The organism is Streptomyces sp. NPDC052043 (assembly GCF_044548235.1).
GTDB lineage: Bacteria > Actinomycetota > Actinomycetes > Streptomycetales > Streptomycetaceae > Streptomyces.
The window spans coordinates 60,948-76,374 of the sequence record NZ_JBIUBT010000018.1 but is presented as its reverse complement, the minus strand read 5'-3'; the positions used below and the strand labels follow the sequence as shown (position 1 = coordinate 76,374).

The 15,427-nt window shown below is 66.8% G+C and carries 18 protein-coding genes and 4 pseudogenes; 14 read left to right on the top strand and 8 right to left on the bottom strand.

Annotated elements, in window-relative coordinates; all coding sequences use genetic code 11:
* Positions 1-333, bottom strand: coding sequence for a trypco2 family protein (locus tag ACIHCX_RS33830; protein WP_400036409.1), 333 nt, complete (start codon positions 331-333; stop codon positions 1-3).
* A gap of 309 nt (positions 334-642) precedes the next feature.
* On the opposite strand from ACIHCX_RS33830, the gene ACIHCX_RS33825 reads away from it, so the two are divergent.
* Positions 643-789 carry a hypothetical protein gene (locus tag ACIHCX_RS33825; RefSeq protein WP_400036407.1) on the top strand — a complete coding sequence of 49 codons (147 nt, stop codon included), beginning with the start codon at positions 643-645 and terminating at the stop codon, positions 787-789.
* Between the two features lie 265 nt (positions 790-1,054).
* A complete protein-coding gene (locus ACIHCX_RS33820) occupies positions 1,055-1,840 on the top strand; it encodes a helix-turn-helix domain-containing protein (protein WP_400036405.1) in 786 nt (261 codons plus the stop codon).
* 20 nt (positions 1,841-1,860) lie between these two features.
* Here ACIHCX_RS33820 and ACIHCX_RS33815 read toward each other — a convergent pair whose 3' ends face one another.
* From ACIHCX_RS33815 to ACIHCX_RS33800, 4 genes are all read right to left on the bottom strand, one after another.
* Positions 1,861-2,742 (bottom strand): IS3 family transposase, encoded by an 882-nt coding sequence (locus tag ACIHCX_RS33815; protein ID WP_400036403.1) that lies wholly within the window; start codon positions 2,740-2,742, stop codon positions 1,861-1,863.
* A 94-nt stretch (positions 2,743-2,836) separates the two neighbouring features.
* Positions 2,837-3,325: a hypothetical protein gene (locus ACIHCX_RS33810; RefSeq protein WP_400036401.1), complete on the bottom strand. Its 489-nt coding sequence runs from the start codon at positions 3,323-3,325 to the stop codon at positions 2,837-2,839.
* A 142-nt stretch (positions 3,326-3,467) separates the two neighbouring features.
* Positions 3,468-4,013, bottom strand: a complete 546-nt coding sequence (locus tag ACIHCX_RS33805) for a DUF6262 family protein (protein WP_400036399.1) — start codon at positions 4,011-4,013, stop codon at positions 3,468-3,470.
* Entirely contained in the window at positions 4,010-4,249 is a 240-nt protein-coding gene (locus ACIHCX_RS33800) for a hypothetical protein (protein ID WP_400036397.1), read from the bottom strand. Before ACIHCX_RS33800 ends, ACIHCX_RS33805 begins: the two co-directional genes overlap by 4 nt.
* Between ACIHCX_RS33800 and ACIHCX_RS33795 the strand changes: the two genes are divergently transcribed.
* On the top strand, positions 4,232-4,660 hold the full coding sequence (locus ACIHCX_RS33795) for a hypothetical protein (protein ID WP_400036395.1): 429 nt from the start codon (positions 4,232-4,234) through the stop codon (positions 4,658-4,660). The two genes, ACIHCX_RS33800 and ACIHCX_RS33795, sit on opposite strands and share 18 nt — an antisense overlap.
* 652 nt (positions 4,661-5,312) lie before the next feature.
* On the opposite strand, the pseudogene ACIHCX_RS33790 reads toward ACIHCX_RS33795, so the two are convergent.
* Positions 5,313-5,411 (bottom strand): annotated as a pseudogene (locus tag ACIHCX_RS33790) (AAA family ATPase); the annotation flags it as partial.
* 40 nt (positions 5,412-5,451) lie between these two features.
* On the opposite strand from ACIHCX_RS33790, the gene ACIHCX_RS33785 reads away from it, so the two are divergent.
* On the top strand, positions 5,452-5,595 hold the full coding sequence (locus ACIHCX_RS33785; RefSeq protein ID WP_400036393.1) for a hypothetical protein: 144 nt from the start codon (positions 5,452-5,454) through the stop codon (positions 5,593-5,595).
* A 232-nt stretch (positions 5,596-5,827) separates the two neighbouring features.
* Positions 5,828-7,204, top strand: a complete 1,377-nt coding sequence (locus tag ACIHCX_RS33780; RefSeq protein WP_400036391.1) for a hypothetical protein — start codon at positions 5,828-5,830, stop codon at positions 7,202-7,204.
* A gap of 77 nt (positions 7,205-7,281) precedes the next feature.
* Here the strand turns inward: ACIHCX_RS33780 and ACIHCX_RS33775 are convergent, their stop codons facing one another.
* Positions 7,282-8,055, bottom strand: a complete 774-nt coding sequence (locus tag ACIHCX_RS33775) for an alpha/beta fold hydrolase (RefSeq protein WP_400036389.1) — start codon at positions 8,053-8,055, stop codon at positions 7,282-7,284.
* A gap of 80 nt (positions 8,056-8,135) precedes the next feature.
* Here ACIHCX_RS33775 and ACIHCX_RS33770 point away from each other — a divergent pair, with 80 nt between their 5' ends.
* A complete protein-coding gene (locus ACIHCX_RS33770) occupies positions 8,136-8,672 on the top strand; it encodes a PadR family transcriptional regulator (RefSeq protein WP_400036387.1) in 537 nt (178 codons plus the stop codon).
* 122 nt (positions 8,673-8,794) lie between these two features.
* A complete protein-coding gene (locus ACIHCX_RS33765; protein WP_400036384.1) occupies positions 8,795-9,433 on the top strand; it encodes a LysE family translocator in 639 nt (212 codons plus the stop codon).
* Positions 9,434-9,464: 31 nt separating this feature from the next.
* On the opposite strand, the pseudogene ACIHCX_RS33760 reads toward ACIHCX_RS33765, so the two are convergent.
* Positions 9,465-9,746, bottom strand: a pseudogene (locus ACIHCX_RS33760) (IS5/IS1182 family transposase); the annotation flags it as partial.
* A gap of 584 nt (positions 9,747-10,330) precedes the next feature.
* On the opposite strand from ACIHCX_RS33760, the pseudogene ACIHCX_RS33755 reads away from it, so the two are divergent.
* The 7 genes and pseudogenes from ACIHCX_RS33755 to ACIHCX_RS33725 form a co-directional block, all read left to right on the top strand.
* A pseudogene (locus ACIHCX_RS33755) lies at positions 10,331-10,935 on the top strand (IS5 family transposase); the annotation flags it as partial.
* A gap of 293 nt (positions 10,936-11,228) precedes the next feature.
* Positions 11,229-11,762, top strand: coding sequence for a GNAT family N-acetyltransferase (locus ACIHCX_RS33750; RefSeq protein WP_400036382.1), 534 nt, complete (start codon positions 11,229-11,231; stop codon positions 11,760-11,762).
* Positions 11,763-12,232: 470 nt separating this feature from the next.
* Complete coding sequence (locus ACIHCX_RS33745) at positions 12,233-13,171, top strand: Ig-like domain-containing protein (RefSeq protein WP_400036541.1); 939 nt, start codon at positions 12,233-12,235, stop codon at positions 13,169-13,171.
* Between the two features lie 215 nt (positions 13,172-13,386).
* A complete protein-coding gene (locus tag ACIHCX_RS33740; protein WP_400036380.1) occupies positions 13,387-13,728 on the top strand; it encodes a DUF6233 domain-containing protein in 342 nt (113 codons plus the stop codon).
* 127 nt (positions 13,729-13,855) lie between these two features.
* A complete protein-coding gene (locus ACIHCX_RS33735) occupies positions 13,856-14,032 on the top strand; it encodes a DUF6207 family protein (RefSeq protein WP_400036378.1) in 177 nt (58 codons plus the stop codon).
* A pseudogene (locus ACIHCX_RS33730) lies at positions 14,032-14,333 on the top strand (transposase); the annotation flags it as partial. The gene ACIHCX_RS33735 and the pseudogene ACIHCX_RS33730, both read left to right, overlap by 1 nt.
* Before the next feature lie 226 nt (positions 14,334-14,559).
* A complete protein-coding gene (locus tag ACIHCX_RS33725; RefSeq protein WP_400036376.1) occupies positions 14,560-15,093 on the top strand; it encodes a hypothetical protein in 534 nt (177 codons plus the stop codon).
* Positions 15,094-15,427 lie beyond the last annotated feature (334 nt).

Here is a 15,427-nt window from a genome sequence, read left to right as displayed (position 1 = left end):
TCACCTCGGCCGTCGGCTCACCGTGTCGCCCGCGGAGACCGGTCTGTTGTCGAGCGTTGTGGCGTCCAGCTGGAGCCGCAGCGTCTGCACATCACTGCGGCCCTCCGAGCGTTGCGCGCCCGCGGAGATCACATGAACGCGGATGCCGCCGTTCACCCCGCCAGACTGGCTGAGCGTCGTCTGCAGTTCGAGTTCGAGCGAGGAGACCGAGAGCCGTACAGGACCGCCCTCGACCTGGGCCGCGCTCATCGCCTGCGCCAGTTCGCGCCGTATCGCACCCAGAGCGGCCGCCAAGCCGATGCCCTCGTCCCCGTCATGTCCGGACGCTGCCAAGTGTTCCCCCTGTTGGCCTGTCGGTCAGTGCACCGGTTCTGAAATCTGGTATGCCCACCAATGTCACCGCCAATACCACAGCTGGTCGGCGCAACTCCGAAATCCCATAGTTGATAGGGGAGTTGTAGAGGGCCGCACCGGCTCCTGCGGCCCGGGCTCAGGCTGAATGCGCCCTGGCAGGACACTCCCTCCTCGGAACGGCCCAGTTGGAAGGAACGCGCCGCGAACCTCGACGGCGATGTCGCCATCGCCGTCGACTACACCGTCTGTGCCCGCTGCGGGCTCGGGTAGGTCAAGTTGCCCTACACCATGGAGAAGTACCAGCGGTGCGGGCAGGTCACCGCGGGCCTGAAGGCGCTGCGCCTCGAGCACCAGGGCTTCTGGGCGGCTGTGGGCGCGGGCGTGCCGGGGAGCTATCAGCAGCGCGACACCTGCCCGCACCTGCCCGAAGGATGAGCCCGGCCAGGCCTCACACCCGGCGGGCACTGCGCCGGCCGCCCTCCACCAGAGTCGAACCGAGGCAGCGTCCGCTAGACAGCAAGTTCTCGAGCGACGCGGAACGGGTCGCCCACCGCGGCCAGGCGGGCGAGACGAGGACGTTGCTCCCCGATGCCACAGGAGCCGTCCTGCTCGTTCGGCCTCAGCCGACTGGAAGTCTCTTGCTCCATGCATGCCACCAGCAGCCTCGAGCGCACGGCATCTGGACGGGAAAGATGATCGTGTGCATTACGACCTGAACCGCCTGGGGACCCAAGAATTCGAACACTTGGCGCAGGCCCTTGTGCAGCGCGAGCTAGGGCTCGGGCTATCGGCGTTGGTTGATGGTAAGGACGCTGGCCGGGAGGCTTCGGTCACTGGCCCGGTGACCGACTCACGGCAGAATCAGGTGTGGGACGGGTACGGCGTGGTGAAGGCGATGTTCTGCCAGCATCCGGAAGGGGTGAATTCGGACACCGAGTGGCTTGAACGCAACGTCCGGGCGGAGTTCGAATCCTGGCTCAAGCCCGAGTCCAAGCTAGGTCGGCTGCCAGAGTATGTGCTGTTTACCACCAACGTAGCCCTGTCGCCGGTGCCGGACGGCGGAATCACACGCATGGACAAGCTCATAAGATCTTACGCTCAGAAGGTCGGCCTGAAGGGTTGGGCTGTATGGCATCACGACGAAATGTGTCGCCTCCTGGACGTCCACGATTCGGTCCGCCGGTCGTACACAGCGTTCATCACGCACGGAACGGTACTCTCTCGTGGCTCCGTACTCCCCGAAAGTCCTGACCAGCTCACTGCTCTGCTCGCCGCGCAACAGCCCGAGGCAATCTTGGGCACGCCGGAGAGCCAGTGGGTGGACTTCAAGAGCGTCGGCCCCAAGGGCCCGTACGATCTGAGCACCGAGAAGGGCAAGTTCGAGTTGGCCAAGGACGTCGCAGCGTTCGCCAACGCCAGCGGTGGGCTCCTCGTGTGCGGCTTCAGGGCAAAGCGTAGGCCGACGCAGCTCCACGAGGGGCCTTGACCCCGAATCCTGGACAGGGCTTATGCAGCTGGTGTCAGCGTAGTTGATGTTGTTCCGGACGCTGCCTCGTAGGCGATCGGGCTGCGTTGTCCGAGGCGGGAGTGACGGCGTCGGGTGTTGTAGCGGTGCAGCCAGCGGAACGCGTCGAGGCGGGCCTCGCGCTCGCTGGACCAGCTCTTGCGGCCTTGCAGCGTCTCGCGTTTGAACGTGGCGTTGAAGGACTCGGCGAGCGCGTTGTCCGCGCTGGAGCCGATCGCGCTCATGGACTGGAGCACGCCGGCTCTGCGGCAGGCGTCGGCGAATGCCCGGCTCGTGTACTGGGCGCCGTGGTCGGTGTGTATGACCGCCCCGGCGAGGCTGCCGCGGCATCGTTCGGCGGCGGCCAATGCGTCGGTGACAAGCTCGGTGCGCATGTGATCCACGATCGCCCACCTGGCCAGGCGGCGCGAGGCGAGGTCGATGACGGTGGCCAGGTAAAGGAACTTCCCGCTCTCCACAGGAGGATAGGTGATGTCGCCGACGTACTTCGTGTTCGGTTCGCTCGCGGTGAAGTCGCGGCCGATCAGGTCGGGGGCTTTCGCCGCGGCCGGGTCCGTAACCGTGGTGCGGTGTCTGCGACTCAGCCGCACTCCTGCCAGATTGATGCTCCGCATCACGCGCGCGATCCGTTTGTGGTTGACGCGCTCGCCCTCCTCGCGGAGCTCGGCGGTGATTCTCGGGACCCCGTAGGTGCCGTCCGATTCACGGTGCACGGCCCGTATCCGGTTGGCCAGCCTGGCGTCGGCTGCCTGCCGGGCTGCTCGGTCCGCGGCCGTCCGGCGCCAGTAGTAGAAGCTCGAGCGGGCGATTCCAAGGATGGAACACAGCCGCTTCACGCCGAACCGGAACTGGTTTGGCTGCATGATCTCGCGCACGGTCAGCGCGGCAGGGCGCGTTTAGAACTGCGTTGTCGCTCGGCTCTCTCCGCTCGGGCCGGTGCGTGAGGTGTTGTTGAGTTCAAGGCTGTGTACTCACACGAAGCTTCGCCTGCATTCGTTCCACAGCGCGCCGTATGAGGCGGAGGTCGGCGGGATCGGAGAAGCCCAGCCGAACGCCGAAGGCATCGGTGGCGACGACGTAGGTGGTCGATCCCGAGCGGTAGACCTCCCGCCAACCCCGGACGTGGGTCAGCGCCTGAAGATCGATCGTCCGATGCCCGGTCCAGGTGCGGGCTGTGAGATAGCGCGAGTCCGGCCCGTGCCTGCGTCGAGGAGTTCGTGCGTTGCATGCGTGGGGCAGTGCCCAGAAGCCGAAGCCGGCCGCGACCCCCGCCGTCATGAAGACCGGAGCCGGCTCGGCTAGCGACGCGACAAGCACCGCCGGCACCACCATGATCACGATCAGCGTCACCACCGCGAGCGTCAGCAGCAGACGACTGCGCCGCACGCAATCCGCCGCCCGCACGGCGTGTTCATCGTCGACAGAAGCGATCTCCGGGCTCCGCATGGCAGGACACTAGCCCGCGGGCCGCCGCGCGGACATCCCCGCCCTCATGCACGCACCAGCCGAAGATCACCCCATCGAGTCACCGCACTCGAACCCATGCCCACCAAGACCGGTACGACAACGGCTTCTATGCCTTGTCGCCCTAGTTGGTGTCGCGGATCATCTGCCGCGGGCTCGTGCGGGCGGCCGCCAAGTCGGCCTCCAGGGCGCGGACCTTCTTCTTCAGCCGCCGCAGCTCGGCGAGTTCTGCTTCCAGCTTCCGGTTGGCATCGGTGTGCTCGGTGATCCGCTCTGCCAAGGGGCGTTGGGTGATCTGGTCGAGCTGGTGGCCGAGGTTGTGTGGCATGCCGGACTGCAGGCGCTCGCACTTGTCCCGGAGGGCTCTGATTTCTTCGTGGGCCATGGCCAGGTCGGCCTTGAGGCTGGCCGAGGAGGCGATCTCTCCGTTGGAACGGGCGCGGACGGGACCTGCGTCCTGCTTGTCGATGGCGGCCTGAACGTGTTCGCGGACCCCGTCGGCATAGACCAGCCAGGTGGAGACCCGGGCCCGGCGGGCGAGCTCTCTGAACGTGATTTGTTCGCCCTCGTCGAGCATGTGCTGAAGGGTGTCGAAGACCCGCTGGCGTTTCGTGACGCTGGTTCGGCGGCGTGAGGCCGCGAGGACCTCAGCGGGCGTGCGGGCGCTCATCTCGGATTCCCTTCCTGGCGGTTGATCACGGTGACCGGCAGCAGGACGCGGTCGCCGCCGGCCCAGAGCCGACGCAGCATGACCGCGGCGTCCTCCAGTTCTGCGCGTTCATCGGCAACGGCTTCCACGGCCGCACCCTCACCCTCGGCCAGCAGCGCGAGCTCTTCCGTCGATGGACGACCAACGATCAGGTCCACCCGCACGAGGCTCTGCTCGGCATGCTCGCTCTGCTGCACGGGGCCTCCAGCACCGAAGTCCCGACGCTGAAGATCACCGACATCGACGCAGCGGCCCAGACTCTCCGACTCGGCAAACGCCCCCATCCCGTCCCGCTGGATCCCGCCTCCTGGACCGTGCTGCAACGCTGCTTGAACCACCGCGCAGAATGGCCGACGGCCAACCCGCACGTGATGGTCACCAAAGGAACCAAGGCCGGGCGAAGCCCGGCCTCAACTTCCTATCTCTCCCACGTCCTTGACGACTCCGGATACCCGCCCCGGATGATCCGCGGCACGCGCCTCGTCGACCTGGTGAACACCATGGACCCCAAGCTCGTCGCCGCCGCCTTCGGCATGGACCCGCAGGCCACCCTCATCTACCTTGCTGATCACATCGACCCAGGACGCCTGCCCCACCAGCACAAGTAGAGGAACGTGCATGCGGCACTTCATCCCCGGCATGGACCCCGGAGGCGCCGTGATCTACCTCGCCGACCACGTCGGCGAGCAGCGACTGCCTCAATCCTCGAGCACCTGATGGAGGAACAACCCATGAGCACCTCACCTTCGGACAACGATCTCTAGCAGGCGTTCGTCGAGGCCAAGCGGGAGATGCACCGTCGCCAAGCCGAGTTCTACCAGCACGCTCAGGACAGGCCCGAGATCCTCAAGGCCGCGTTGGCCGGAGGGGCGGGAGCGTGGGATCAAGGTGCCGCCCTCGACTTCCTCGCGGCACTGTCAGCCGATGGTCCAGCTCTTCTTCCAGAGCTCGTGGGGTGGTCCACGTCTCACCGATGGGCCTTTGACGCTCGACAAGCCATCGCCCGCATCCCGCGTGACCATTTGCTGCCCCACTCGAACCGCTCATTTTGGATCGACTCGGCTCGGCCGACGACGAGGAGTACCGGCGTTTCGCCGAGCTTCTTGCCCATGTCGAAGCTTGGGGGCTACTTGGTCAGCTCGTAGCTCGTGCACTGACCAGCGATGACCCTCACACACGCGAAGTGGCCGAGGACCTCACGGAGTCGTACGGCCCTATGTGGCTCTCCAAGTCGAACCCGTGAGGTTTTCGGCGCCGCCTCGCACACGTTCGCCGGAACATGTGCGCTTTGCCGAAGGACTCGTTGGAGGCGATCGCGAGGCTGTTCTTCTCCTCGCGTTCGGTCAGGACCTGGAACATGCAACCGCCGGGGGCTTCGTCTTGCTGCCCGGAGGACACCGTGCCCACGTACGAGACGCTCCCCCGCTTCACCGCCGACCTCCAGCACCTCACCCCCGCCCAGCGCCAGGGCTTCCGTCGCGTCGTGCAGGAAGCCTTCGTCCCCGACCTGCGCACCCGGCTGTTCCGTCCCGGCCTGCGCTAAGTGCGCGGGTTCGCAGAATCTGGCAGGGGTCTGACGGGGAACCCGTCCGCCAACTTGTGTTTTCCGACGTAGAACGAGTGGGTTCAGCCCAGTTGGTCGATGCGCCCGGGAGGTCCCAGCCGAACCGAAACTCCTGGCGGCCGACCTTACGAAGGACCAGCTCAGACCCATGTCTGGAAGGTAGGACAAGTTCAGCGGCTCAATGTCAGTGGCCGCTCGTACGCTCAGGCCCGTGAACAATGATGATCTTGAATGGCAGTCACGGACACTCGGCGGCGTATCTCCTCGCCTGGTCACCATGCTGGTGGAGCGGGGTGAGGTGGAGTTGTTGATTCAGGCTGCATCGGAGCGGGGGGAATGGTTCTGCGCCCAGGCGGCGGCTCGCGAGCTGTCCCGAACGGGCGAGGTCGAGCGGGCTCTGGACGTGCTGAAGCCGTTCATCGAGGCCGGGTGGAATCGGGCGCGCTGGGAGGGGGCCGAGGTCCTGCTCGAGGCAGGGAGGGTGCAGCAGGCACTGGACGCCGTCCGCCCGGACGAGGAAGGCCTTGCCTCGGAGTGGTTGTGCCACGACTTCGCGGAACTGTTGGCCAAGGCGGGGAGGCTGGACGAGGCGATCACCGTACTCAAGCCGCATCTGAACAGGGAGTGGATCCTGTCCACCCTCGTCGAGCTGACACAGAACCAGGGCCGTGATGAGCAAGTCCTGAAGCTGATCGCGCCGCGAGCTCAGCGGGCCCGCAGCGCCCGTGGCGAGGAGCGATGGAGTTTGAGCCCCAGCAACGCGCAGGACCTCCAAGCCCAGGTTCTGGAACGTGCGGGCCGGGTCGATGAGGCCGTACGGATACTTGGGGCAGACATCGCAGCCGGACACTTCGTGGTCCAGAACACACTCATCGCCTACGCCGAGCTCCTGCGGCGCCATGGGCGCGTGGAGGAACTGCGCGTGCTGGGCACCGGCGAGCATGCGGGTGAGACGCTCGCGTACTACGCGCGGGCGCTCGAAGACGACGGGCAGGCAGATGAGGCCGAGGCCGTGCTGCGGCATTTCATCGCGGCCGCCGAGTATCCGGACCGGTTCCGCTGGCCTCTGATCGAACTGCTGGACCGCCGGGGCCGGATCGAGGAAGCCGTCGAGGTGGGTCGCCCGACGTTCGACTACCACGACGCCTGCCTCTTCGAAGCCATCATCCACCTGCTGCATGAAGCCGGCCGGCTGGACGACGCCCTGGCGCTTCTCGACGAGCGCAGTGCTGACTTCGTCGAGGAGCACCCGTCCTGGTTCAGCTCGAACCGGATCTGGCTGCTGCGCGAGGCTGGCCGACACGAGGAGGCCCTCGCCTACGCTGGGACGCTGCCGCCGGATATGTACGGGCTGACGGTCAGCAAGGCATGGATCCTTGAAGAGATGGGGCGCCTTGAGGAGGCTCTCGCCCTGCTGCGGGCGGACACCGAACTGCGGCCGTCGGAAGTGGCCGAGCTACTCATCCGGCATGGCCGCGCCGCTGAAGCCATCGCCGGAATGCCGTCCCTCGCCGAACAGCATGCGGCCAGCCGGCGGCGTGACGCGGCCACGCAGGCCCACCGTGGCCCCAACGACCCTCCCTTCTAGACGAGCGGGCTCTGATGAGCGTCACAGGGGCAGCTTCGCCGTGGTCTCCCGTGGATCGCTGAGGACGGCGGACGGGCTCAGACGCGCTGCAGCGCGCGAGCGGTCTGCTGTGCGAACGCCTCGGGGTTGTCCAGCATGATGTTATGTCCGCAGTCCGGTACGGCCACGACGGAAATTCCTCTTTCGAGGAGCTGCTGTTCACCGGGGAGCGGGCCATCTCCTGCGGGACGCAAGTAGGTGCGGGGGATCGTCAGGCTCAGCAGGAGTTCACGCATGGTGGGGCTGGTGCCGCGGACGAGGTGTACGGCGCTGCGGTGGAGCGCTTCGCGCCCGGCCAGCCGCATCGTGGACCACCAGTGCGGCCCGGCGGCCTCGCGGACTTCCCGCCATCCTCCGGCGAGGAAGTCTTCTTCGGTGTAGGCGGCGATGCCGCGGATGCCGGGCCAGCATTGCTCGGGTGTCATGGGGTCGAGGACGGCGTCGACCAGGACCAAGCGGGACACCAGGTGCGGATGGCGACTGGCGAGCGCGATGGCCACGGCGCCGCCCATGCTGTGGGCTATGACGTCGGCCGCCTGGACGTGGGCCGCCTCAAGGGCCGTGGCGAGGGCGTCGGCGTGGTTTTCCACGGTGTACTCAAAGTCGGTAGGGCGGTCGCTGATGCCGAAGCCAAGCATGTCGACGAGCAACGACCGGTGGCCGGCAAGGTCCGGATGGACGGCGGCGGCTGCAAAGTACGGGCTGGACGAGGCACCGATTCCGTGCAGATAGACCCGGGTGTGCCGAGGGTCTCCGGGTATCTCGACCCAGCGGATCCGCGCCCCCTTGGGCGTCACCTGAGCGTCGTGCATGGCTCCTCCTCGGTCAGATAATGCATCGCCTAGACTGTACATCGGTATCGATATATAGCCTTGAGAGGGATGATGCTGCCGTGTTGGAGTTGGCGATTCTGGGTTTCCTGTTCAACCAGCCGCTGCACGGCTACGAGCTGAAACGACGCGTGGCGCACCTCACCGGTCATGTCCGGCCGATCGCGGACGGCACGCTGTACCCGGCGATCAAACGCCTGGAGCGGGCCGGCTGGCTGAGCCGTCAGACCGAACCAGGCAGCAGAGCGGCTCCCCGGCATGTGCTCACCCTGACCGACGAGGGACAAGATGAGCTTCGCCGTCGGCTGCGGGAAGCCGACGGAACCGCGATCAGCGACGAGAACCACTGGTTCACCGTCCTGGCCTTCCTGCGCCACCTGGAAACCCCAGCCGACCAGGCAGCCGTACTACAGCGTCGCCTGGCCTTCCTCCGAGAGCCCAGCAGCTTCTTCTACGAAGGCGAACGCCCGCTTGCAGCCGAAGAGCTCGACGACCCCTTCCGACAGGGACTTCTCAAGATCGCACGTGCAACAAGCGAGGCAGAGGTGGGCTGGCTGACAACGACGTTGAAGACGCTCGCCGCTCGCGGCTTGCAGTGAACGGCGTCGACAACTGGCGACCACTTAAAGGGCCTGTCTCTTGAATCAGGGGGACCAGTACGTGTGGACCACAGAGGGGCCTGTGTGCAGGTCAGACGGCCGGTGTCGTAGGCTGGCCTTCCATGGCAATAAGCACTTCGCTGTGGTCCTTCGCCCTGGTTGTAGGGCTTCTCACTCTGACTCCTGGTCTCGACACCGCTCTGATCTTGCGCACCTCTGCCCTCGGCCAGCGCAGCAGAGCCTGGGGCGTCGTCCTCGGAATCCAGTCGGGCACCCTCCTTTGGGGTGCGCTCACGTCCCTGGGAGTGACCGCGCTCTTCACGGCCTCGCACCTCGCCTACGTGACGTTGCGCTGGATCGGCGCCGCGTATCTCGTCTGGATGGGCGTCCGCATGTTGCGGGACACCTTCCGGGGCCTGCCCACGACCGGCGTCAGCGAATCCGACCTGCTCACCGGGAAGAACTCAGTCACCAGCGGCTGGCGGCAGGGGACACTCACCAACCTCCTCAACCCGAAGATGGGCGCCTTTTACGTCGCCGTCCTGCCCCAGTTCATCCCCGCCGGCGCAAGCCACTTCACCATGGGGCTGCTGCTCACCACGGTGCACATCGTCATCGGTCTGATGTGGTCGGCCGTCCTCATCGGTTTTGCCCGAGTGCTGCACGGCTGGCTGCGAAAGCCTCAGGCCCGTCGCCTACTCGACCGAATCACCGGGACCGTCATCGCCGCCTTCGGTATCCGGCTCGCTCTCGGCAACTGAGCACCATGCCTGCCATGGCGCAAAGCCATGCTCACTGCCGAGCCCGGATAAAGATGGCTGCGAGGTGGAGTGCGGCCTGGTAGGCGATGGCGAGCTTGTCGGTTCGCATGGCCAGACCGCGCCACTGCTTGAGCCGGTTGATACAGCGTTCGACCGCCTTGCGCTGCCTGTATGCCTCGGCATCGAAGGCGGGCGGGCGACCTCCGGCACGGCCTCGCCACAGCCGATGGCTGACCTGGACGGAGGGCTGAGGGATGACAGCGCGGATCCCGCATCCGCGGAGGTGGCTCCGGATGGCGCGCGAGCTACCCGCCGGAGCCGCGTTGCAGCACCCTGAAAGCATGACCAGGAGCACCAGCAGCACGACCCGCAGCGGTCGGGACTAGGTTCTGTCCGGCCGATCTTGGGTTGTGGGAGGATGCCGTCCATGACTTGCAGCCGAAGGGGCCGTGCCGCGTAGAACACCAGCTTCACTTCGGTCGCGGGAACGCGGCTGGAGAAGACCCTGGGTGCGGTATCGCGATGTCCCAGGTCTATCGGGAGCGGCGAACGCCGCCGTTCGTGTGCTCGAACGGGAGCGATTGTCTCCAGGCATCGTGGCAGTGGCGCTGAGCGTGTGGTCCGTGCGCGTCCACGGCACCAAGCGCCGGTGGAGGCAATGGGAGGATGAGTTCACCTGCCCCTGCTGCGGCGGGGGCTGGGCCCGGAACGTGCTGCAAGGCGCTCTGTTCATGCTTCCGCCAAGGGCCGCCGGCGAACTACGGGTGCAGGTGGAGCGCCTGGACATGGTGCTCCTAGGGCGAACGCATCACGAGCCGATGGCAGACCCGGAGTTGGCGTGGTGGCATCGCAGGTGCTGACCGCACCCATGTCGCCCACTGATTCGTTGGCTCTTGTATGACTGGTCGGGGGGATCTGACAGAGGCGGAGTGGCGACGTCTGGAGCCGCTTCTGCCGACAGGCAACAACCGCTGCGGGCGGTGGGTGGTCAACGGCATCCTGCACCGTGTGCGGACTGGGGTGCAGTGGCGTGACCTGCCGGAACGCTATGGGCCGTGGAAGACCGTCTATGAGCGTCACCGGCGCTGGTCGGCCGACGGAACCTGGGAACGGTTGCTTCAGCAGGCGCAGGCCCAGGCTGATGCCGACGGTGGGATCGACTGGGACGTCTCGGTTGATTCCACCTCGATCCGTGCGCACCAGCATGCGGCCGGGGCCCGGAAGGCCCCGCCACCCGCCCCGTCAAAAGGGGCGGCGACTATGACACACCAGAGCGAAAGACCATGGGCGAGACTGTGCGCCCGCCTGGTGAAGGCGGTCCAGGAGGTGAGGCGCTCGGTCGCTCCCGAGGAGGCTTCACCACCAAGATCCACCTGAGTGCTGACGGTCGTTGCCGCGTGCTTTCACTGCTGCTGACGGCGGGCCAGCGGGCGGACTGCACGCAGTTTGAGCCGGTCATGGAGCGCATTCGGGTGCCTCGCCTCGGGCCGGGCCGCCCGCGCTTGCATCATCGCGATGAGGTCTCGTTGACGGCCATGGGGTGGGAGGCGCCGCTGGAGCCCGCGCCGCTGACCACGGCGTCAGTCGACGCGCTGCCCGCCAATCACCCCGACGTCGACTGGGAGCTGCTGCACGCGGTGGAGAAAGGCCGGCACTCCCCCTCTCGCCTCACTGCGCCCGACCCCGGCCCATCACGGGTGCGGTGCAGGCGGCTTGACGCCTTGTGGTTCCGCAGCGGCAGCGCGGGCGAGCGCCGGATTACGGATGAGGCCCTTGCCTTCGGCAGGATGGGCGCATGACCGAGATCCGCACACCCCGCCTCCTCCTCCGTACCTGGCACGATGACGACCTCGCGCCGATGGCGGACATCAACGCGGACCCACGGGTCATGCGCTGGATCGACGACGGCTCGGTGCGCGACCTGGACCACACGGCCAAGGACATCGAGCGGTGGGAGGAAGAGTGGGACGAGGAGGGCTTCGGGCTCTTCGCCGTCGAGCTGCTGGCCTCGGGCGAACTGATCGGCTTCACGGGACTGTCCGTGCCCGAGTTCCTGCCGGAGGTGATGCCCGCCGTGGCGATCAGCTGGCGGATCGGCTCACAGTTCTGGGGCCAGGGATACGCGTCCGAAGCCGCCCACGCCACAATGGAGTTCGCTCTCCAGGACCGCGGCCTGGACCGCGTCATCAGCATCAACCGGGTGGGTGACAACGCCTCCGAGAACGTCATCCGCAAGCTCGGCATGACGCCCGAGCGGGAGACGGCACACCCGGTGTACGGCTACCCGCTGCGCGTTCACGCCATCGACCTCACCGAGTTCCAGGCATGAACCGGCCGAGCCGTCGATCACCACAAAACAGCCGACCACTGTTCCTACATCCCCGAGCGCATCAATCGCGACGGTACGGACACCCAGGGACGGATGGTGTCTTCCCATCGCTGACCTCCGCTTTCACGGAACTGCGGCCAGAGCCTGAGAAATGACGTCACTGCCTGAACTTGGTGGCGGACAGGCTGTTTTCTGGCCACGAGTCCTCGATGAGGGGGGCCAGGCACGACGAGACCCGTGCTGTACGTCGACGATCAGGTCTCGTTGTCCTGTGCCGTCGAACGTTGAGTGCATGCCATCGAGGTTTGAGTGACGTGGATCACTAAAGACCTGCGTGCCGCACGCAACTGCGGCCTGTTCCGTCGCTGTCTGACAGGGAGTCGGGCCCGTATGGGTCGGGGAGCGAGAGAGCGGGGCAGGTAGTGGGACGGCGCAGGGGCGGCATAGGGATCGCACTTGTCACGGTCGCGATGCTAGTGGGCGCGAGTGCCTGCGGCAGGGGCGGCAGTGACAAGGCGAGCGGGGAGGACGCAAAGGCGACGGGCAAGCCGAGTGCGAGCGTCTCTCCGTCACCGACGAAGCCCGCGGGCCCGCCGATGCTGCTGGAGACGATCACCCCGCAGACGGGAAACACGGTCGGCGTGGCCATGCCGATCTCGGTGGTCTTCACGGACCCGGTGGCGGCAAAGGCGCGGGCCACGGTGGAGAAGCGCATGAAGGTGAGCGCCTCGCAGCCAGTGGCCGGCGCCTGGCACTGGATGGGCGACAGGCGCGCCGACTGGCGGCCGAAGGCGTACTGGCCCTCCGGTACGAAGGTGAAGGTCGACGTTGACATGAAGGGCGTCGGCAACGGCAATGGACGCTACGGCGTGCGCGACTACACGCACACCTTCGAGATCGGCGACGACGTGCGCGCGGATGTCTCGGTGACCGGCCACACCATGAAGGTGAGTCGGAACGGCAAGGTGGTGCGCACCCTGTCGATCAATGCAGGTAGTGCTCAGTATCCGACGTGGAACGGGACGATGGCCGTCATTGACAAGCAGGAGAAGCTTCACATGACCTCCTGCAGCGTCGGCATCACCTGCGACAAGGGCAACCCCGACTACTACGACCTGACGCTGCCCTGGGACGTCCACCTGACCCAGTCCGGCACGTATGTGCACTACTCGACCGGCGACCCCACTCCGGGCAGCGGCAGCGCCCGCGGCTCCCATGGCTGCGTCCATCTGTCCCTGTCGGACGCCAAGTGGTTTTACGGTCAGGTCAAACAGGGCGACCCGGTCACCATCACCGGCTCGCCCCGTGCCAAGGCGCCGGCCGACAACGGCTACGCCGCCTTCAACCTGACATGGGACCAGTGGCTCGCAGGCAGCGCGTCCGGGGATCAGACGACCGCGACACTTTGACGCGCTGCAGCGGCGACACCGGTCAGCGGCACCCGCTCGCATCCGCGAGCTGCCCCACGGCCACCCCTGACCATCAGCACTCAGCGCCGATCAAAACTTCGATGGCACGAACTTACTGATCAAACAACCTTCGATGGCAACGATCAAGCTTCGATGGCACAGCACACTCGTCCGGCAACGTCGTCACCGTCTGACCCTGCCGTCTAGAATCGAACATGCGAACGATATTTCCGCCTGACCTGCCCCGCCTCCGCACCCTGGAGACGTGGCTCGTCCTCACCCTCGACCGGGTACGGCAGCAGATCGCCACAGCCGAGCGCCGCGAGCAGGAGCGCCAGCGCGGCGAGCAGGCCCGGCCGGCCACACCCGACTGGATCCTCGAAGGCGGCCTGAACCGCGATTCACCGTCCGTCACCGTCCACGTCGGCGGCTGCCATATGGCAGGCAAACGCTGGAAAGGCGTACCCCGGGACGTCGCCCTGCGAGCACTGAGCGAAGGCATCGAGGCCTGCGGGCACTGCCAGCCTGACGCCGAGCTCGGCTACCTGGATGGCTAGGCGCTGCGACGGGCAGGACGACGCCAGGTACTTCGCCGCGGCGGTAGAGATGGCCGGGACCTTACTCGGTCGGGTGAAGCCGCCGGGATCGGAGAACCTCTTGGGGCGCTGGCGCGTAGTGCCGTGCATGGAGCCGATCAACGAAGCACATGTGGTGGAGCCAGGGCTGGCCGTGGTGGAGATCGCGGCATACGACGACCAGACCGCCTTCGCCGTCCAGGAGCTGCTCGCCACGCGGTGGGCGACCGCGACGGCAGACCGCACCACCCGGGATCCAGGCCAGCCCGGAGTGCGGCTGCGCTGACCGGCGGCCAGTGGCGGGAGATGCCGACCGAGTTCGGCGCCTGGCCGACCGTCCACAACCGCTTCCGGCAGTGGCGCGACGCCGGCGTCTTCGAGGCCCTGTTGGAAGGCCTGATCGCGGAGGCCGCGAAGCGGCGAGGTGGACCTGTCCCTGGTCAGCATCGACTCCACCACCGCCCGGGCACACCACGACACCGCTGGGATGCACCTGGGCGAGGACGTCCTCACCCTCTAGAGAAAGCTGCCACAGAGGTGGTGAAGGCCAGGTCAAAAGGAGCGGCCTCGAAGAACGAAACGGACAGGACCCCTAACCTCGCGTTTTCATGAAGCGGGGATAGTTGGTATGTGACCGCAGCGAGCGCGAGTGCGTTGACCAGCAAGGACATGGGGGGCTGAGGCTGCCCCTTCCGTTCCCGTCGGATGCACTTCCCAAGTAAGCGTTCCGGCCCCGTGCCAGGCGCGGAACGCAGTGATGACAGGACGCTGGGAAGCTGACGGGCTGCCAGGTTCCGTGACTACACTGCCCGTGTGATCAGGACGGGGGTCGGTTTCTACGCGTTCTTCGGCTTGGGCTGGCTGCTCGCCGGACTGGGGCACTTCGGAGGCGCAGTCATGGGGGCGGCGTGCCTGCTGGGACTGGTGGTCGCGCTCACCCTGGTGCTGGTGGCGCGCAGACTGCCGCCGGAACCGGCAGGTATGGTGAGCCAGCCGTTGCCGCCCCTGCAGCGACGCCGGTTCGGGCAGGTCAATGCCGTGCAGTGGCTCCTCATCGCCGCGATCGCCGCAGGCTGCGGCGCGGGCGGGGTCCCCGAGCTGATCATGCCGTTGGTCGCGATTGTGGTCGGGCTTCACTTTCTTCCGCTGGCACGTGTCTTCGCCGACCGCCGGCTTGTCGTTCCTGGCGCGGCTCTGACCGTTCTCGGCATCGCCGGTCTCCTGGCGTGGGCCGCGGATGCCTCACCAGGCGCTGTCTTCACCCTCGTCGGGGTCGGCTGTGCACTGACTCTGTGGTCCACGGCCGCTTGGTCCATCGCCGGGGCGAGGCGGGCCGTCCGGGCCTAGCCTCGCGCTTCGCGGGTGTGGGCGTCCGGAGCTTGATCAAATAAGCAGACCGGCGCCGGACCGTGATGAGGGCCGCCCGGCCCGGTCCGCGTGGCCTGGCCCGGGGCAGGGACGAGCGGCAGGGAAGTGTGGCAGCAGCGGCGTTGCGGACCGTGCCGCTGGCCGGGGAGACCACCGCGTCGCTGAATAGCCGGGTCGCGGCCCGCTACGGGCTGCCGGCCGCGCGCTTCATCTGGTTCACGTGCGGCAGGAACAACAGCAGCGCCAGTGAGGTCCTGACAAGCACGACCTTGCCCGACAAGCCGGATCTGCTACTGCCGGTCCTGGAGTACGG